Raw genomic sequence first — 18,812 nt, forward strand, 5'->3', positions numbered from 1 at the left:
TAGAGCAATTCCAGGAAAAGCGTGTAACGGTTTTCCGTCCGGAATTGCGTGAAAACAAAGAGTTAGAGCGGGTCGGCGATTCCATCAAACGCTGAACCGCTCTAGGTCCGTTTGAAGTCGCGGCGGGACGTGAGCCCCGCCGCGTCAGCTTGAGAACTCGGAGATCAATAGATCTTGGAGAACTTCTCGATGTTGCTCTTGTCGAACTGGAAGGGCGGAGCCATCGCGGCCGAGTTGGTGTCGTCGAGCGTCACCTTGCCGACACGGCCGATCGACAGCGTCGCGCCGGGCTTGGCTTCTTCCTTCTTCACCGCCAGGTCATGGGCGAGGTAGACGGCGGAATAGCCGAGGTCGATCGGGTTCCAGAGAGCCACGGCCTGGCTGGCGCCGTTGTCGATGAACTTCTTGAACTCGGACGGCAGCGCCAGGCCGGTGACGTTGACCTTGCCGATCAGGTTCTCGTCGGTGACGACCTGGGCGGCGGCAACGACGCCGACGGTGGTCGGTGCGATGATCGCCTTGAGGTTCGGGTAGGACTTCAAGAGGCCCTTGGCCTCGTCGGTGCTCTTGGCCGAATCGTCATCGCCATAGACGGTGGCGACGAGCTTGATCTTGGGGAACTTCTCCGGCAGCACCTTCTTGGCCGCTTCGATCCAGGAATTCTGGTTGGTCGCGGTCGAGGAGGCCGACAGGATGGCGACGTCGCCGCCTTCCGGCAGATAGTCGGCGGCGAGCTTGATGATGGTCTCGCCGATCAGGCCGGTGTCGGACGGGTTGAGGTGAAGCTGGCGGCCTTCCTTGGCGACGCCCGAATCCCAGGAGATGACGGTGATGCCGCGCTCCATGGCCTTCTTCAGCACCGGCACCAGCGCGTCGGCGTCATTGGCGGAAATCGCAATGGCGCTGACCTTCTGCGCGATCAGCGAATTGACCACTTCGATCTGCGCCTCGGCGGTCGCCTTGGTCGGCCCGGTGTAGATGATATCGACGTCGCCGAGTTCCTTGGCGGCCTCTTCGGCCCCCTTGTTGGCGGCATCGAAGAAGCCGTTGCCGAGCGACTTCACCACCAGCGCGATCTTGACGTTTTCCGCGTAGGCGGCATTCACGAACATGGCGGCCGAGAATGCCGCGGTCACCATCAATTTCTTCAAGAAGCTCATCTGATATCCTCCCTTGAGCGTTGCATTTCCATCGCCGCCGCGGGCGTGAGTTGGTCTCAGGCCTGCAGTGAAGATTCTTCCTTCGTCGACTTGCGGGCGACGATCAGCGTCACTCCCGCGGTCTCCAGCATCTTGGCTTCGCGGTCCTCGATGCCGTCGTCGGTGATGACGGTGGCGATGCGCGAAAGACCGCACAGGATCAGGCTGGAGCGTTTGCGGAATTTCGAGGAATCGACCAGCACCACCAGTTCGTCGGCCTGGTCGATCAGCTTCTGCTCCGCCTGGATCAGCAGCGGGTCGCCTTCCATCAGGCCGAGCGGCCCCAGCCCTTGAGCACCCATGAACATGCGGCGTGCATAGAAATTGCGCGTCACGTCATTGTCGAAGGGCGACAGGATGATGTTCTGCTCGCGGTAGATCGTGCCGCCCGACAGCATCACCGTGTTCTTGGAGTGCTTGAGCAGGTGCTCGGCGATCGGGAACGAATTGGTGAAGATCGGCATGCGGCGCCCGGTCAGGAAATGCACCATCTGGAAGGTGGTGGTGCCGCCATTGATGATGATCGGCTCGCCGTCCTTGCACAGTTCGACCGCTTCTCGAGCGATGGCGCGCTTCTGCGAGGCATTGAGCGTTTCGTTGACGGAGAAGGGCCGACCGGCCAGCCCGATGAACTGCGGCGGCGAGATCGCCTCGGCGCCGCCGCGCACCCGGCGCAGGCGTTTCTGGACATGGAGAGCCGCGATATCGCGCCGGATCGTCGCCTCGGAGGACTCCGTCAGGTCGACCATCTCCTGCACCGTCACCACAGGTTTTTCCTGGACGGCGGACAGAATGATCCTGTGGCGCTCTTTTTCGTGCATGGTTCCTCCCTGCCTGGCCATCTAGGCACCCAAAACGAGCAGTGTCAATCATTTCCGATCATATAATTTCATTGTGCAGTGCAATATGATCGATGTTGATCGTTTGTGATTGACAAGCCGCCTGCTTGCGTAGACATTCCCGGCCAAATGGACCGCGCCTTTTCGCGTCCCCAGGGAGGATATCTATGCTCGACAAGCGCTCCGGCTCGCGCCTCGCCAATCTTTGGGATGATGCGAAAGTGCAGGGGATGAGTGGTCCCGAGCTGCTGGTCTATCGGTCGAACACGCTCGGCTCCGACAAGCGCGTCACCAATTATGGCGGCGGCAATACGTCGTCGAAGATCCGGCAGAAGGACCCGCTCACCGGCCAGGACGTGGAAGTACTATGGGTGAAGGGCTCGGGGGGCGACAGCGCCTCGATCAAGCTTGACGGCTTCGCCACGCTCTACATGGACAAGCTGCAGGCGCTGAAGGGCCTCTATCGCGGCGTCGAGCACGAAGACGAGATGGTGGGGTATCTGCCCCACTGCACCTTCAACCTCAATCCACGCGCGGCCTCGATCGACACGCCGCTGCACGCTTACGTGCCGAAGCCTTTCGTCGACCACATGCATCCCGATGCCATCATCGCCATCGCCGCCGCGAAGGATTCCAGGGCGCTGACCAAGGAAATCTTCGGCGATGCCATCGGCTGGCTGCCGTGGAAACGGCCGGGCTTCGAACTTGGCCTGTGGCTGGAGAAATTCTGCGTCGAACACCCTGCCGCCAAAGGCGTCATCCTCGAAAGCCATGGCCTGTTCACCTGGGGCGATACCCCGAAGCAATGCTATGAAACGACAATCGCGGTGATCAACCAGGCGATCGAGTGGTTCGAGCGCCGCTCCGAAGGCGTGGCGATCTTCGGTGGCGAGGTGGTGAAGTCGCTCGACGCCGCCGCACGTCGCGCGATTGCCGCCAAGCTGATGCCGAAAATCCGCGGCCTGATCTCGGAAAAGAGCCACAAGCTCGGTCATTTCGACGATTCGGCCGCCGTGCTCGAATTCGTCAACTCCAGGGATTTGCGCCCGCTGGCGGCACTCGGCACCTCGTGCCCGGACCATTTCCTGCGCACCAAGATCCGCCCGCTGGTGATCGAATTCGATCCGGCGAAGCCCGATGTCGACGCCGTCATCGCGCGTCTGGCCGACGACATTGCCGAATATCGCGTCGGCTACCAAGCCTATTACGATAGCTGCAAGCACCCGGATTCGCCCGCCATCCGCGACCCCAATGCCGTGGTCTACCTGATGCCCGGCGTCGGCATGTTCACCTTCGCCGGCGACAAGGCGACGGCGCGCATTTCGGGCGAATTCTACGTCAACGCCATCAACGTCATGCGCGGTGCCTCGACCGTGTCGTCCTATGTAGGCTTGCCCGCGCAGGAAGCGTTCGACATCGAATACTGGCTGCTCGAGGACCTGAAGCTGCAGCGCATGCCAAAGCCGAAGTCGCTCGCTGGCCAGATCGCGGTGGTCACCGGCGGCGCCGGCGGCATCGGTCGCGCCACGGCCAACCGGCTGTTGCGCGAAGGCGCCTGCGTCGTGCTGGCCGATATCGACGAGGCGGCGCTCGCCAGCGCCAATGAGGAACTGGCAAAGGCCTATGGCAAGGATTTCGTCCGCCCGGTGCTCATCAACGTCACCTCGGAGGATCAGGTCGTCGCCGGCTTCGCCGAGACTGCGGTCGAGTTCGGCGGCATCGACATCCTTGTCTCCAATGCGGGGCTCGCCTCCTCGGCGCCGATCGAGGAGACGACGCTGGCGCTGTGGAACAAGAACATGGACATCCTGTCGACCGGCTATTTCCTGGTCTCGCGCGAAGCGTTCCGGCTGTTCAGGGTACAGAAGATCGGCGGCAATGTCGTCTTCGTCGCCTCCAAGAACGGCCTTGCCGCATCGCCCAACGCATCAGCCTATTGCACTGCCAAGGCCGCCGAGATCCATCTCGCGCGCTGCCTGGCGCTGGAAGGGGCGGAAGCCCAGATCAGGGTCAATGTCGTCAATCCCGATGCTGTGCTGCGCGGCTCGAAAATCTGGACCGGCGAGTGGAAGGAACAGCGCGCCGCCGCCTACAAGATGTCGACCGACGATCTGGAAGAACATTACCGCTCGCGTTCGATGCTGAAGCGCTCCGTCTTCCCGGAAGACATCGCCGAGGCGATCTATTTCCTCGCCTCCGACATGTCGGCCAAATCGACCGGCAACATCATCAACGTCGACGCCGGCAACGCGCAGAGCTTTACGCGCTAAGCTTTCCTTCTCCCCGTTCTACGGGGAGAAGGTGCCCGAAGGGCGGATGAGGGGCGGCGCCAGCCGTGCGAGTACCGGGAGGAACAGCAGTGTCCGAATTGATCATCTCCGCCGACATCGTCGCCAGCAGTAACGCAGCGCGCGAGGCCGACCTCGAGCGTGACTATGCCTCGCTCGGCGAACGCCTCGACCGCCGAGGCATCGCCATCGACGCCATCCGCGACAAGGTCGAGAAATTCGCGGTGGCAATCCCCTCCTGGGGTGTCGGCACCGGGGGAACGCGCTTTGCCCGCTTTCCCGGCGCCGGCGAGCCGCGCGATGTCTTCGACAAGATCGAGGATTGCGCCGTCATCAAGCAGTTGACGCAGGCGACCCCGACCGTCTCCCTGCACATCCCGTGGGACAAGGCCGACCCGAACCGGCTGAAGCAGGCGGCCTCGCGCTTCGGCCTCGGTTTCGATGCCATGAATTCCAACACCTTTTTCGACGCGAAGGACCAGACATTCTCCTACAAGTTCGGGTCGCTGTCGCATGCCGATGCCGGCGCTCGCCGGCAAGCGGTCGAGCACAATCTCGAATGCATCGAAATCGGCAAGACGATCGGCTCAAAGGCATTGACGGTGTGGATCGGCGACGGTTCGAATTTCCCCGGCCAAGTCAATTTCGCCAAGGCGTTCGGGCGTTATCTCGACGCCATGCGGGAGGTCTATGCCGGCCTGCCGGCTGACTGGAAGCTGTTCACCGAACACAAGATGTACGAGCCGGCCTTCTATTCCACGGTGGTGCAGGACTGGGGCACCAACTACATCATATCGAAGGAATTGGGTGACAAGGCCTTCTGCCTCGTCGACCTCGGCCATCACGCGCCCAATGTCAACATCGAGATGATCGTTTCGCGGCTGATCCAGTTCAAGAAACTCGGCGGCTTCCATTTCAACGATTCGAAATATGGCGACGACGATCTCGACGCCGGTTCGATCGATCCCTACCGGCTGTTCCTGGTCTTCAACGAACTGGTCGACGCCGAACTGTCCGGTGCCGAGGGGTTCGACCCCGCCCACATGCTCGACCAGAGCCACAACGTCACCGATCCGATCGAGAGCCTGATGCTGTCGGCGGTCGAGGTGCAGCGCGCCTATGCGCAGGCGCTGCTGGTCGATCGCAAGGCGCTCGAAGGGTTTCAGGAGGGCAATGACGCGCTGATGGCGACGCAGACGCTGAAGGCGGCCTACCGCACCGATGTCGAACCGCTCCTGGCCATGGCGCGGCTAAAGACCGGCGGCGCCATCGATCCGGTCGCCGCCTACCGGGCGGCGGGCTACCGCGCCAAGGTCGCCGAAGAACGTCCGGCGGTCGCCGGCGGTGGCGGTGGAATCGTCTGAGGTCGAGCCACTCCCCCTCATCCGGCCGCTTCGCGGCCACCTTCTCCCCGAGGGGAGAAGAGGTCAGCGCCGGCGCAAGCTCCTCTCCCCTTGGGGAGAGGTCGGATTGCCCGAATTGCTCTTGCAATTCGACTCGGCAATCCGGGTGAGGGGGTCTCTCACGCGCTTATTCAATTGTTATTGGACGAACGCCTCCCGAAGGTCTTTCGTAGGCGTCCCCGCTTAGGAGTCCCGCCATGCATCTCACCCGCCGGACGCTCATTGCCGTCAGCCTTTCGATCACCTTCGCCTTCCCACCATCCGCCGCCGTCCTCGCCGCGTCGCCAGCCCCTGCCAAAGGCGAGAACGGCATGGTCGTCACGGCGCAGCATCTCGCCTCGGAAGTCGGCGTCGAGGTGTTGAAGAGAGGCGGCAATGCCGTCGATGCGGCGGTCGCCGTCGGCTATGCCTTGGCCGTCGTCTACCCCAATGCCGGCAACATCGGCGGCGGCGGCTTCATGACCATCCGCTTCAAGAACGGCAGATCGACCTTCCTCGATTTTCGCGAGCGCGCGCCGCTTGCCGCGACCAAGACCATGTATCTCGACAAGGACGGCAACCCGGTGAAGGGCGCCAGCCTCGACGGCTATCTGGCGGTCGGCGTGCCGGGCTCGGTCGCCGGTTTCGAAATCGCGCGCGAGAAATACGGCACCGTATCCAGACAGGATTTGATGGCGCCGGCGATCGCCTATGCCAGGGATGGCTTCGTCCTCAACCAGGGCGATGCGGCGTCATTCGCCGGCGGCGCCGACAGGCTGGCGAAGGATCCGGCGGCGGCGGCCATCTTCCTCAAACCCGACGGCAAGCCATACGGCATTGGCGAGAAGCTGGTTCAGCCCGACCTTGCCGCCTCCCTGTCGGCCATTTCCGAGAGAGGGCCCGATGCCTTCTACAAGGGCGCCATAGCCGACGCCATCGTCAAGGCAAGCGGCGCCAAGGGCGGCATCCTGGCCAAGGGCGATTTCGAGCAATATGCGGTGCGCGAACTGAAGCCCGTCACCTGCTCCTATCGCGGCTACGAGATTATCTCATCGCCGCCACCGAGCTCCGGCGGCGTCATCATCTGCGAAATCCTCAACGTGCTGGAAGGCTATCCGCTTTCCTATCTCGGCGCCGGCTCGGCCGAGACGGTGCATGTCATGGTCGAGGCGATGCGCCACGCCTATGTCGATCGCAATTCGGCGCTCGGCGATCCCGATTTCGTCGACAATCCGGTTTCGAAGCTACTCGACAAGGGCTATGCCAAGGACATCCGCGACAAGATCGATCCATTCCGGGCCGGCGTATCGCAGGATCTGATGCCGAAGGGATTCGGCGAGTCGAAGGAGACCACGCATTATTCGATCATCGACAAGGAGGGTAATGCGGTCGCCGTCACCTACACGCTGAACGGTTCGTTCGGCGCCGGCGTGGTGGCGGACGGCACCGGCATCCTGCTCAACAACGAGATGGACGACTTCACCCAGAAGCCCGGCGTGCCCAACCTCTATGGCCTCGTCCAGGGCGAAGCCAACGCCATCCAGCCGAAGAAGACGCCGCTGTCCTCGATGAGCCCGACCGTCGTGGCCAAGGACGGCAGGCCGTTCATGGTCATCGGCAGCCCGGGCGGCTCGCGCATCATCACCATCACGCTGGAAGCGATCGTCAACGTCATCGACCACGGCATGAACATCCAGGAGGCGATCGACGCGCCGCGCATTCATCACCAATGGCTGCCCGACACCGTCTATATCGAGCCGTTCGGCCTGTCGCCGGACACCGAAAGGCTGCTGGCCGGCATGGGCTACCACCTCGATCTCGCCGACCAGAGCTGGGGCCAGGCGGCGGGCATTCTCGTCGGCGGCAAGAGCCTGGCCGAAATCGAGAAGGGCGGCGGCGCGCGTTACAATGGTGCCATCGACAGCCGCGCGGCATCGGGCGAGGCGCTCGGATACTGACAGGCGGCAAGCCCGTTCCCTGAGCGGCGAAGCCGGACTCCGCCTTTCGGGACCGGCAAGTGCCGTCAGGTCACCAGTGTGATGGTCGATGCAATCAGCATCAAGGCGGCAATGCCGACGAACAGCGCGTAGATGCGCGGCCGGTCGAGCAGAAGCGCATTGCCGGAAATCCAGGCCGACGTGGCGCCGCCGAGGGCGAAGAGGAAGCCGTTGCGATGGCCGAACGTCATCGACGCGGCCATCAGCCCGCCGATGATCAGGGCGCCGAACACGATGATCACGGCGACCGCGTATTTCTCGAAGTCGTTGCCGCCGCCCATGGCTGGACCGATTGCGTTCAGATTCGGCAGGTCGTCCGGATCGAAGGGGTTCGCCGACCCGTATTCGTCTTGACCCATGGATTCTCGCATCACTTGATCTCCGCTGACCGGCAACAAACCATCAACGCCTGCCGAGTGCAACCCGATCGCGCTGTGGCGGATGCGCCCGGCACCGCCTTCGGCCCGTTTTCGGCGATGGTTTGCTGACGGATTTCCGGAGCTGTTGCCGGTTCGCGTCACCTGCGTCCCTCGCATTTGTCGCCCGCGTCTCGTCTTAAAACTTGACTGGAAATATCCTGTTTACTAGTCAACCGGAATCGGTCCCCGAAGACCAGGTCCCGCAAACAGGCAAGCCAAGTTGAACACAGACCATCGACCCCGGCCAGGAGAGGCAAATCGCCCGCACGGCCTGATCACACGCCGCCGCGCGCTCGCGCTGTTCACCTTGCCTTTGGCCGGCATGGTGACGCCGCCAGCCAAGGCGAAGCCGCTGCGCATCGTCTGCCTCGATGACGGGCTGGCGGAGACCTTGCTGATGCTCGGCGTCACGCCGGTCGCCGTCGCCGACCGCGAAGTCTGGGAGAAGTGGGTCGTCGAGCCGAAGCTGCCGCCCGAGGTCGCCGATATCGGCACGATCCTGGAGCCCAATCTCGAATTCCTACAGCAGCTTCGTCCCGACGTCATCCTTTCCATCCCTTTTCTCGACGGCATCAGGCCGCTGCTCGAACGCGTCGCGCCGGTGACGACGATCGGCATCTATACGCCGGACGGTCAGCCCTATCAGCGGGCCGTCGAGGCGACCCGGCAACTGGCCAGGCTGGTCGGCAAGGAAAGCGAAGGCGAGGCGCTCATCGCGGCGACGGAGGCCCATTTCTCGACCGTCAAGCAGCAGCTGGAACCGCTTTCGGCACGGCCGGTCTATGTCGTCAGCTTCCTCGATCCGCGCAATGTGCGCGTCTATGGCGAAAAAAGCCTGTTCCAGGCGGTGTTCGACCGCATCGGCATGCGCAATGCCTGGACCGGCGAGACCAATTACTGGGGATTTGCGACCGTCGGCATCGACGGCCTGACGACGTCCGACGACGCACGCCTTGCCTATCTCGAACCCTTGCCCGAAGGGGCAACCGGTACACTGACCGAGAGCCCGGTCTGGAACGCCATGCCGTTCGTTCGCAACCGCTCGATCATGCGCCTGCCCGCGGTGCTGATGTTCGGCACGCTGCCCTCGGCGCGCCGCTTTGCCCGAATGCTGGCCGGGGCGCTGATGGCGGAGACCGCCCGTGGCTGAGCAGCAAGCACTCTTGCCCGACGACGCCAGCCTCATGCGCGGCCATGCCTCGTCGTCTCGCATGCCAGGCAAATATCCTCTGGGCGCGATCCTGCTCTGCGTCGTGCTTGTCTGCGCGGCCAGCGCCGCGACCCTCTCCAACATGAGCGTGCAATTGCCGGCGGCGCGTTGGTCGGATGCGCTCGCTAATCCCGATGTTGAAGATATCAGGCAGGTGCTCGTTCACTACGCCTTCCTGCCCAGGCTTGCCGTCAGCCTTCTCTGTGGCGCGGCGCTTGGTTTGGCCGGCGCGGTGCTGCAGCAGGTTCTGCGCAACCCGCTCGCCTCGCCGGAGACCGTCGGCGTTTCGGCCGGTGCCTATCTGGCGCTGGCGCTGGCGACGCTCCTGGCGCCCTCCCTGTTGGCCCACGGCCGCGAATGGGTGGCGCTTGCCGGCGCTTTCACGGCCCTTGCCGCGGTCCTGGCGCTCTCCTGGCACAAGGGCCTGTCGCCGCTTTCGGTCGTGCTCGCCGGGCTGGTCGTCACCCTTTATGCCGGCGCCATCGGTGCCGCGCTGGTGGTGCTTCGGCATGAATGGCTGGCCAGCCTGTTCCTCTGGGGCGCTGGTTCGCTCGGCCAGCAGGACTGGTCGGCGACGCTGTGGCTTCTGCCGCGCCTTGGCGGTGCCGCGCTGGCGATCGGCCTGATGGTGCGCCCGCTGACCTTGCTTGGCCTCGACGACGAAGGCGCGCGCAGCCTCGGCGTTCCGCTCGGTGTCTATCGCTTCGCCGGCCTGGCGGCGGCGGTCGCCCTGATCGCCTTCGTCGTTGCCGCCGTCGGCGTCATCGGCTTCGTCGGTCTCGCAGCCGCCACGCTCGCGCGCATCGGCGGCGCCCGCCGGCTTGGCCAGCAACTGGTGATGGCGCCGCTGATTGGCGCGGCACTGCTGTGGGCCGCCGATCAGGGGGTGCAACTGGCGACCGGGCCGCAGGGCGACCTGCTGCCGACCGGCGCGATGACCGCGCTTCTCGGCGCGCCGCTGCTGCTGTGGCTTCTGCCCCGACTCGCGCTTGGGACGGAAGCGCCGGCCCTGACCACCGAGCGGTTGCCCAGAACGACAAGGCCGGGCCTTGTGCTGGCGGCGATTGCTGGCGTCCTGCTTCTGATGCTCGTGCTGGCGCTGCTCTACGCGCCGGGGCCAGATGGCTGGACATTCGCGTCCGGCGATCAGCTGCAACCCTTGTTGTCCTGGCGGCTGCCCAGAGTGTCCGCGGCGCTTGCCGCCGGCGCGATGCTGGCGCTGGCCGGGCTGATGATGCAGCGGCTGACCGGCAATCCGATGGCCAGTCCCGAAGTGCTCGGCATCAGCGCTGGCGCGGCGCTTGGCATGATGGTGGCGCTGTTCGCGCTCACCGACGCCAGCCGACCGGTGCAGACCGTGGCCGCCACGATCGGCGCCTTCGCCGCCCTTCTGGCGACGCTGGCGATCGGCCACCGCGCCGCCTATGCGCCGGAGCGGCTGCTGCTTGCCGGCGTCGCTCTGACGGCCCTGTTCGACGCGCTGATCCTGGTGCTGACCGCCACCGGCGATCCGCGCGCCATGCTGCTGCTCAACTGGCTCACCGGTTCGACCTATGGCGTCGACGCGGGCTCGGCGCTTTTGACCTCGATGACTGCCTTTTGCCTGTTCCTGGCGACCCCACTCTTCATGCGCTGGCTGGACATGCTGCCACTCGGATCCGCCGCGCTTCAAAGTCTCGGCGTCAACCTCAAGGCAACACGGCTGCTGGTGCTCCTGATGGTCGCCGCGCTCACCGCCGCCTCGACGCTTGTCGTCGGGCCGCTGACCTTCATCGGCCTGATGGCGCCGCACCTGGCCCGACGCCTCGGCCTGTCACGCGCGCTGCCGCAAGCCATCGGCGCGGTGCTCGCCGGCGCGCTGATCATGGTCTGTGCCGACTGGATCGGCCGCACCGCCATCTTCCCGCGCCAGATCCCGGCCGGCCTCGTCGCGACGCTGATCGGCGGTCCCGTCCTGATGTGGCTGCTGCGCCGCCGCTGACGTTTGTCCCTGTGGAGATATTGATGTCCAAGTCGACGCCCGCTTTGATCGCCGACACCACTGCTCACGATTTCGTTCCGGCCTACGGTGGCGCCCCCTGGCGGGTCTTCATCCATGTGCCCTCCGGCCCGGCGCCCGAGACCGGCTGGCCGGTGCTCTACATGACCGACGGCAATGCCGTCATCGCAACGGCGGTTGACGCCATGCGCGCGCAGGCCTTCTATCCCGCCGGCACCAATGTCGGCTGGGGCGTCATCGTCGCCATCGGCTATCCCGTCGAGGGCGCCTACGACCCGCTGCGCCGCTCATGGGACCTGGGACCCCCACCGGGCAGAACCTACCCGCCCTTCTACGAAGGCACACCGGAAGTCAGGACCGGCGGGGCAGGGGAGTTCCTGGCCTTCATCGAGGATGAGCTGAAGCCTTGGGTCGCCAGCCGGGTCAGGATCGATGAGAATCGCCAGACGCTTTACGGCCATTCCTTTGGTGGCCTGTTCGCGCTCTACGCCCTGTTCACGCGCCCGCTTTCGTTCCGTACCTTCATCGCCGCCAGCCCGGCCATCTACTGGGAGGACCGCGCCATCGATCGCTTCCTGGAGCCATTCGAAATCGCCATACCAGAAGGATTGGAGGCTGACGTGATCCTGTCGGCCGGCGAATACGAGACCGAAAAGCTGGCGCCGTTCCAGATCGGCGCGGAAGACGAGGAAAAGCGCCTGCAGCAGAAGAAACTGATCCGCACCGACGAATTCGCGCGGGCGATGGCGGAACGTCTCGACGCGCTGCCGGGCCTGCGGGCGAGTTTCGAGCTGCACGCCGGCGAGAACCACATGTCGATCCTGCCGGTGACCGTCAATCGCGCGGTGCAGGCGGCGTTCGACGTGCGGTAGAATTTCTGTTCAGCGCGCCGGCAGCAGTTCGAACAGCTTGGCGCCGTTTTCCTGGCCGCGCTCGTCATAGCCGATAATGCCGAACCATCGGGCGACGTCGGGCCCCTGCAGCCAGCTGCGCGAGTGGATGGGAAGGTTCCCGGCAAGCGCCTGGATATGCCTGATGTGCCGCTTGCAGAAGCGCACGGTCGAGCCGCGAAAAAAATCCTCCTGCGCGGCAAACAGCGTATCGGCCGCGTCGCTGTTCTCATGCCAGGCAATGATCGCCACGGCCTTGTCGCCCTCGACCAGTGCGTGCGCCCGGCCTTCCTTCAGATTCATCATCAGATTGTCGTAGGCGATCTTGCTGTCCTTGCCGGCCGCCGCGTACTCGTCCGACATCCGTTTGGACAGGCCATGGAAGACATCCTCGAGATCCCCCAGCGTCGCTGCGCGTGCTCTCATTTCACCTCCTGCAGCCCCGGCAGGGAGTTTGCCCTAGGGTTGTGGGATCACCAAGCAAATTGAATCCGCAAGAAGGCGGATGAGAGCAAAGTCGTACCACCCACTGAAGCGGTCAGACCCGCTCCAGCGCGATGGCGATGCCTTGGCCGACGCCGATGCACATGGTGGCCAGCGCATAGCGTCCGCCGCGTTCGCGCAGCTCCAGTGCCGCCGTGCCGGAGATGCGGGCGCCGGACATGCCCAGGGGATGGCCGAGCGCGATGGCGCCGCCATTCGGGTTGACGTGCTCGGCATCCTCGGCGATGCCAAGCTGGCGCAGCACGGCGATGCCTTGCGAAGCGAAGGCTTCATTGAGCTCGATGACGTCGAATTGTTGCGGCGTCAGGCCAAGCCGCGCGCATAGCTTTTGCGTTGCCGGCGCCGGACCGATGCCCATGATGCGCGGCGCGACACCGGCGGCCGCGCCGCCGAGGATGCGGGCGATCGGCGTCAGCCCGTATGTCTTCACGGCCGCCTCCGAGGCAACGATCAGCGCCGCCGCGCCGTCATTGACCCCGGAAGCATTGCCGGCCGTCACCGTGCCGCCTTGCCGGAACGGCGTCGGCAATTTGCCGAGCGTCTCGACCGTGGTACCGGCGCGGGGATGCTCGTCCTTCGAGACGACGACTGCGTCGCCCTTGCGCTGCGGGATCGTCACCGGGGTGATCTCCTTCGCCAGCCGGCCATTGGCCTGTGCCGCGACCGCCTTGTCCTGGCTGCGTGCGGCGAAAGCATCCTGGTCCGCGCGGGAAACTGCGAAGTCTTCCGCCACGTTCTCGCCGGTCTCGGGCATGGAATCGACGCCGTACTGCTTCTTCATCAGCGGGTTGACGAAGCGCCAGCCGATGGTGGTGTCATAGATCTCCGCATTGCGGGAAAAAGCAGCGTCGGCCTTGGGCATGACGAAGGGCGCCCGGCTCATCGATTCGACGCCGCCCGCGATCATCAGCTCCGCTTCGCCGGCCTTGATCGCGCGCGCGGCGATGGTCAGCGCGTCCATGCCCGAGCCGCACAGCCGGTTGACGGTCGAACCCGGTATCTCCTTCGGCAGCCCGGCGAGCAGCAGCGCCATGCGCGCCACGTTGCGGTTGTCCTCGCCGGCCTGGTTGGCGCAACCATAGACGACGTCGTCGACCGCCTGCCAGTCGATGCCGGCATTGCGCTCGACCAATGCCCTTAGCGGTATCGCACCAAGATCGTCTGATCGTACCTGGGATAGCGAACCGCCGAAGCGGCCGATCGGCGTACGGATGTAGTCGCAGATATAGGCCTCGGCCATGTCAGGCTGCTTTCCCTTTTCCGGTCCCTTCATGCGCCGCCTTGGTGCGGGCCTGCAGGTCGCGCAATGTCTTCAGTTCGAGTTCGCTTGGTGCGGGCGTTTCGTCAAGCGCCTCGGCGAACCTGACCGTCCAGCCACAGCTCTCCTGCACCTGTTGAAGGGTGATGCCGGGATGCAGCGAGACGACAATGAATTCCTTGGTCAGCGGATCCGGCTTCCAGATGGCGAGATCGGTGATGAGAAGCGTCGGGCCTGATGTATCGATGCCCAGCCGCTTGCGATGATCGCCGCCCTCGCCATGGCCGAAGGAGGTGAAGAAATCGATCTTCTCGACCATGCCGCGCTTCGACTGCACCATGGTGATGTAGATCTCCTTCGACGAGGTCGCGATCTCCGGTGCGCCGCCGCCGCCGGGCAGCCTGGTCTTGGGATGAAAATAGTCGCCGATCACGGTGGTGTTGATGTTGCCGAACTTGTCGAGCTGGGCGGCACCCAAAAAGCCAATGGAAATACGGCCGCCCTGCAGCCAGTAGCGGAACATCTCCGGCACCGCGACGGTGGTGACCGCCGTCTCGCACAATTCGCCATCGCCGATCGACAGCGGCAGCACATCGGGCGCGGTACCGATCGTGCCGCTCTCGTAGATCAAGGTGATGTCGGGCGCGTGCGTCAGCCGGGCCACGTTGCAGGCGGCCGATGGCGCGCCGATGCCGACGAAGCAGACATCGTCGTTTTTCAACGCGCGGCTGGCGGCGATGGTCATCATCTCATTGGGGGTGAAGGCCAAGGGGCTATCATTGTCGCTCATGCCGCTCTCCTCAGATGCTCGATCCGGGCGGCGAAATCATCGGCGCTCTTCTCGATCACATTTGCCTGCATCCAGGCCTGGAATTTCTCGCGGTCGCCGGCGATCTCGTCCCATTCGAGATAAGCGGCATTGTCCCTGACATAGTAGCCATGCGCGTAGGATGGATGCGAACCGCCCGGCACGGCCGAGATCGCCGCGATGGTCCAGCGCGGCAGCACGGTCAAATTCGGGTGCAGATCGTCGAAACTGTCGACCACTTCCTCGACCGTCACCACCGCGCGTTTGGCGGCGAGCACCGCTTCCTTCTGGATGCCGATGATGCCTTCGACCAGCACATTGCCTTTTCTGTCAGCCTTCTGCGCATGGATGAAGGTGACGTCAGGCCGGATCGAAGGCACGGCCGCGAGCACCTCGCCGGTGAATGGGCAGGTGACTGATTTGATGTTCGGATTGACCGCCGCCAAACCGGCGCCGCGATAGCCGCGAAACACGGCGCAAGGCAGACCGGCGGCGCCCGCCTCATAGGCGTTGGCCATACCGGCATGGCTGTGCTCCTCGACCTCGATCGAGCGGGGAAAACCGTTTTCGATGGCGTCGCGGGCGCGCCGCAGCAAGCCGACGCCGGGATTGCCGACATAGGAGAAAACAATCTTCTTCGCCATGCCCATGCCGATCATCTGATCGTAGATCAGGTCGGGCGTCATGCGGATCAGGGTCAGGTCGCGAAACCCCTGGCGGATCGCCTCATGGGCGGCGGCTGTGGGGATCAGATGGGTGAAACCTTCGAAGGCCACCGTGTCGCCGTCATGCAAATTCTCCGCGACAGCCTCTTTCAGGGGCAGGAACTTGACCATTCCAATGGCTCCGCATATGCAAAAAAGTTCGTATTGCGAACATATGTTTTATATGCGATACTTCTACGTCGAGCTCTGCCGCCGAGTCAATCCGGTGGCATTGGATTTCCGGAGGCGGCATGGACGACGAGACCGTTTCGCGTGACCATGTCGGATCGTTCGGGCGTGGGCTTGGCGTGATGGAGATTCTGGCCCGGCATCCCGCCGGCATGACCCTGACGGAGATGGCCGAGGAAGCCGGCCTGACCCGCGCCGGCGCGCGGCGCTTCCTGCTGACCTTGGTCGCCACCGGCTACGCGACCCGGTCCGGCCGTGTATTTTCCTTGTCGCCCCGCCTGCTGACTGTCGCCCGCACCTGGCTGGGAGGCGCCTCGCTGTGGACCTTCGCGACGCCCATCATGCGCGCCGTGGCGGCGCAGTTGAACGAGGCTTGTTCGGCGGCGATCCTGTCGGGCGAGGATGTCGTCTATGTCGCCCGTATTCCCGGCCGCCGTATCGTCAGCATCTCGCTCGATGTCGGCACCAGGCTGCCCGCCTATTGCACCTCAATGGGAAGAATGCTGCTGGCAGGACTGACGTCAGGGGAATTGGAAGCATTTCTTGGCAAGGCGACGATCGATCGGCGGACGCCGAAAACGATTGTTGAGAGGTCGTTGCTCGCGAAGGCCATTGCCAACGCCAGAACGGACGGCTTCGCCATCGTCGACGAGGAACTGGAGCTTGGGCTGCGGTCGATCGCCGTACCGATCAACGACCGCGCCGGCCACATCGTCGCGGCCATCAATGTCTCGACCCAGTCGGCGCGCTTTTCGGTCGAGGCGATGGAGCGCGACATCCTGCCGGTGCTTCGAATGGCCAAGGCGCGGGTGGAGGAGTTCTTCGTCGTCTGACGCCGGGGATTTCCGGGATACTCTCGGAAAAGATCACACGTGCAAGCGTAGAGGCTTCGGCGTGGGGAATGGCGGGAGGGAAATGGTGCCCAGAGGCGAGGCACAGAAAATAGGCAGATTCAATGCCTTGCGGCGCGGCTGGACAGTTTCGCTTCCCACGCAATCATTGATCTTTTCGCAAAAGTGTCCAGCAGCTATCATGGCGCATGTCTGACCAGGTTCCGAACCAGAAGAGACCGAAGCTCATCGTCGTCGTCGCTTTCGATCGTGGCAATGATGGCGAGCTATTCCCTGCATTCGGCCCGGCCGATCAGCAGAGCGAGGAGCGCGCAATCCGCATTGCCAAAGATCTGGCAGGGAAGCACGTCGGCGTGCCTACGTTTGAAACGACCTCTTGGCCGTCGTCGTCCGTGATGATGGTTGCATAGCGAGTTGACATAGAAGTCTCCTTGTGGGGGCTCAGATGGAACATCGTTGCTGTCATCAAGTTTGGGCCTGAATTGCCTTGATTCAGAAAGTGAACCCGATGACAGACAATCTATCGCGCCGAGAGGAACAGAAGGGAACAGGCCGGGTCCTCAAGTGGGGAGTGGTCTTGGCCGGGGCCATTTTACTATGCCTGCTGGCAATTTTTGTGCTTACGCCCCTGTCAGGGGGCTCATGGCGGACAGCGCCGTTCAAGCGCGCTCCTGAGCAAAACCAGGGTGGGAATGCGCCAGCGGAAACCTCGCCGTCGCCGGGCGTCCACAAAGATCCCAATGGATATGCCAAAATGCCAGGTTCGCAGTAGCCCTCGAAGCCGCGACCCTCACGCAGCTCGATCCCCACGAAGTCAACAAAAAACCCGCCTGATTTGGCGGGTTCCCGGCGCAACACACCACTATGACGGCGCGCGGCTTGAACAGGCTGCAAGCTTCAGCCTACATCGTTGAGGATCGGACGGATGGCATCCTCCGGTTCTATTTCCGCCGCGGCAAAGCAAAGAAGATCCCGCTACCCGGCGTCCCCGGCACCGACGAATTCAACACAGTCTATTATCAGGCCCTGAAAGGCGAGATCAAAATTGGCGCTACAGGTCCAAAGCTTGCCGGCAAGGGAACTCTGCGTTGGCTGTGCGAGCAATACTATGCGTCGGCCGAGTTCAAGCACCTCGACCCGAAGACGCGCCAGGTTCGCCGGCTCATTCTCGAATCCTGCTGGGCTGAGACGACCAAGCCGGGCGGAACGAAGCTCTTCGAGGATATGCCCCTGCCAGCCTTTACGGCGAAGTCGGTGCGCGTGCTGCGCGACCGCAAGGCCGACCTGAAGGAAGCAGCCAACGGCCGCGTCAAGGCGCTGCGCCAGGTCTTCAAATGGGCATGCCTTCCCGAGATCGACCTTGTCACCGTCAACCCGGCCCGAGATATCGCCTATTTCAAAACAGGGTCGGAAGGCTTCCACTCCTGGACCATCGAAGAGGTCGAGCAGTTCGAGAAACGGCATCCGGTCGGCACCAAGGCCCGCCTTGCCCTCGACCTGCTGCTCTACACCCTTCAGCGCCGAAGCGATGTGGTGCTGTTCGGCAAGCAGCACGTGCGCAAGGGCGTTCTCCACTTCACCCAGTACAAGGGTCGAAACAAAAAACCGATCACGTTGGAAATCCCGATCCACCCCAGGCTGCAGTTCACCATCGACAACAGTCCCTGCGGGGATCTGACGTTTCTGGTGACCGAGTTCGGCCGTGGCTTCACTGGCAACGGCTTCGGCAACTGGTTTCGGAAGCGGTGCGACGAAGCCAACTTGCCGCAATGCAGCGCCCATGGCCTACGGAAGGCAGCATCAAGCCGCATGGCCGATCGCGGCGCCACCGAGCATCAGATCATGTCGATGACGGGGCATCAGACCTCAAAAGAGGTGACGCGCTACACCAAGGCAGCGCGCCAAAAGGTCATTGCCAAGAGCGCGGTCGGACTGCTTGCCGATAGGGAAGGTGCGGAGGAAACCGAGAACAAAAGTGTCCAGAAAAACGGGGTGGTGTAAATCGGCTGGACAAAACGGGGCAAAAAACCGTGCAAATCAGACGGCAAGGAAAGTGATGGTGCCCAGAGGCGGATTCGAACCACCGACACGCGGATTTTCAGTCCGCTGCTCTACCAACTGAGCTATCTGGGCCTGTTCCGGCTAACGAAAACTCGTGCTCCGGATTTCATGGCAGCGCCGTGGGCGCCCCTTGAAAGCGCGTGGGTTATAGCATGGGAATCCAGCCTGTCCAGCGCCTAGATGTGGATTTCCGGCAGGAAAAGAAATGCCGTGC

General features: G+C 63.6%; 16 protein-coding genes and 1 tRNA gene. 9 read left to right on the top strand and 8 right to left on the bottom strand.

All coding sequences use genetic code 11. The annotated features are described in order from the left end of the window. Positions 1–164: 164 nt before the first annotated feature. Both rhaS and LB569_RS02095 read right to left on the bottom strand, forming a co-directional pair. Positions 165–1,160 carry a rhamnose ABC transporter substrate-binding protein gene (gene rhaS, locus LB569_RS02090; RefSeq protein ID WP_224690862.1) on the bottom strand — a complete coding sequence of 332 codons (996 nt, stop codon included), beginning with the start codon at positions 1,158–1,160 and terminating at the stop codon, positions 165–167. A gap of 56 nt (positions 1,161–1,216) precedes the next feature. Further along, positions 1,217–2,020, bottom strand: a complete 804-nt coding sequence (locus tag LB569_RS02095) for a DeoR/GlpR family DNA-binding transcription regulator (protein ID WP_224536690.1) — start codon at positions 2,018–2,020, stop codon at positions 1,217–1,219. Between the two features lie 185 nt (positions 2,021–2,205). Between LB569_RS02095 and LB569_RS02100 the strand changes: the two genes are divergently transcribed. The 3 genes from LB569_RS02100 to ggt all read left to right on the top strand — a co-directional run bounded on the left by LB569_RS02100 (position 2,206) and on the right by ggt (position 7,666). Beyond that, complete coding sequence (locus tag LB569_RS02100; RefSeq protein ID WP_224690863.1) at positions 2,206–4,308, top strand: bifunctional rhamnulose-1-phosphate aldolase/short-chain dehydrogenase; 2,103 nt, start codon at positions 2,206–2,208, stop codon at positions 4,306–4,308. 89 nt (positions 4,309–4,397) lie between these two features. Continuing rightward, positions 4,398–5,690, top strand: a complete 1,293-nt coding sequence (gene rhaI / locus LB569_RS02105; protein WP_224690864.1) for an L-rhamnose catabolism isomerase — start codon at positions 4,398–4,400, stop codon at positions 5,688–5,690. Positions 5,691–5,926: 236 nt separating this feature from the next. Beyond that, positions 5,927–7,666 carry a gamma-glutamyltransferase gene (ggt, locus tag LB569_RS02110; RefSeq protein WP_224690865.1) on the top strand — a complete coding sequence of 580 codons (1,740 nt, stop codon included), beginning with the start codon at positions 5,927–5,929 and terminating at the stop codon, positions 7,664–7,666. A 65-nt stretch (positions 7,667–7,731) separates the two neighbouring features. On the opposite strand, the gene LB569_RS31900 is transcribed toward ggt, so the two are convergent. Then, positions 7,732–8,076 (bottom strand): hypothetical protein, encoded by a 345-nt coding sequence (locus tag LB569_RS31900; protein ID WP_140706583.1) that lies wholly within the window; start codon positions 8,074–8,076, stop codon positions 7,732–7,734. Between the two features lie 322 nt (positions 8,077–8,398). On the opposite strand from LB569_RS31900, the gene LB569_RS02120 reads away from it, so the two are divergent. From LB569_RS02120 to LB569_RS02130, 3 genes are read left to right on the top strand one after another with little or no spacing between them, the layout of a single operon-like run. After that, positions 8,399–9,274 carry an ABC transporter substrate-binding protein gene (locus tag LB569_RS02120; protein ID WP_411970185.1) on the top strand — a complete coding sequence of 292 codons (876 nt, stop codon included), beginning with the start codon at positions 8,399–8,401 and terminating at the stop codon, positions 9,272–9,274. A gap of 34 nt (positions 9,275–9,308) precedes the next feature. After that, complete coding sequence (gene fhuB, locus LB569_RS02125; RefSeq protein ID WP_224691116.1) at positions 9,309–11,315, top strand: Fe(3+)-hydroxamate ABC transporter permease FhuB; 2,007 nt, start codon at positions 9,309–9,311, stop codon at positions 11,313–11,315. Between the two features lie 23 nt (positions 11,316–11,338). Beyond that, complete coding sequence (locus LB569_RS02130) at positions 11,339–12,205, top strand: alpha/beta hydrolase (protein ID WP_224690868.1); 867 nt, start codon at positions 11,339–11,341, stop codon at positions 12,203–12,205. A gap of 9 nt (positions 12,206–12,214) precedes the next feature. On the opposite strand, the gene LB569_RS02135 is transcribed toward LB569_RS02130, so the two are convergent. The 4 genes from LB569_RS02135 to LB569_RS02150 all read right to left on the bottom strand — a co-directional run bounded on the left by LB569_RS02135 (position 12,215) and on the right by LB569_RS02150 (position 15,629). After that, the gene (locus LB569_RS02135) at positions 12,215–12,649 is read right to left on the bottom strand and encodes a hypothetical protein (RefSeq protein WP_140706041.1); all 435 of its coding nucleotides are present in this window, start codon (positions 12,647–12,649) and stop codon (positions 12,215–12,217) included. A 112-nt stretch (positions 12,650–12,761) separates the two neighbouring features. After that, complete coding sequence (gene pcaF, locus LB569_RS02140; RefSeq protein WP_140706579.1) at positions 12,762–13,967, bottom strand: 3-oxoadipyl-CoA thiolase; 1,206 nt, start codon at positions 13,965–13,967, stop codon at positions 12,762–12,764. 1 nt (position 13,968) lies between these two features. After that, positions 13,969–14,775: a CoA-transferase subunit beta gene (locus tag LB569_RS02145; RefSeq protein WP_224690869.1), complete on the bottom strand. Its 807-nt coding sequence runs from the start codon at positions 14,773–14,775 to the stop codon at positions 13,969–13,971. Beyond that, complete coding sequence (locus LB569_RS02150; protein ID WP_224690870.1) at positions 14,772–15,629, bottom strand: CoA transferase subunit A; 858 nt, start codon at positions 15,627–15,629, stop codon at positions 14,772–14,774. The genes LB569_RS02145 and LB569_RS02150 overlap by 4 nt, the downstream gene beginning before the upstream one ends. Positions 15,630–15,748: 119 nt before the next feature. Between LB569_RS02150 and LB569_RS02155 the strand changes: the two genes are divergently transcribed. From LB569_RS02155 to LB569_RS02165, 3 genes are all read left to right on the top strand, one after another. Continuing rightward, entirely contained in the window at positions 15,749–16,519 is a 771-nt protein-coding gene (locus tag LB569_RS02155; RefSeq protein ID WP_224690871.1) for an IclR family transcriptional regulator C-terminal domain-containing protein, read from the top strand. Positions 16,520–16,725: 206 nt separating this feature from the next. Beyond that, positions 16,726–16,947, top strand: a complete 222-nt coding sequence (locus LB569_RS02160) for a hypothetical protein (protein ID WP_224690872.1) — start codon at positions 16,726–16,728, stop codon at positions 16,945–16,947. A 469-nt stretch (positions 16,948–17,416) separates the two neighbouring features. Next, positions 17,417–18,538 (top strand): tyrosine-type recombinase/integrase, encoded by a 1,122-nt coding sequence (locus LB569_RS02165; RefSeq protein ID WP_224690873.1) that lies wholly within the window; start codon positions 17,417–17,419, stop codon positions 18,536–18,538. Positions 18,539–18,594: 56 nt separating this feature from the next. Here the strand turns inward: LB569_RS02165 and LB569_RS02170 are convergent. Then, positions 18,595–18,670 (bottom strand) — tRNA-Phe (locus LB569_RS02170). Positions 18,671–18,812: the final 142 nt, after the last annotated feature.

It is taken from the genome of Mesorhizobium sp. BH1-1-4, from assembly GCF_020165665.1.
In the GTDB taxonomy this organism is placed as follows: domain Bacteria; phylum Pseudomonadota; class Alphaproteobacteria; order Rhizobiales; family Rhizobiaceae; genus Mesorhizobium.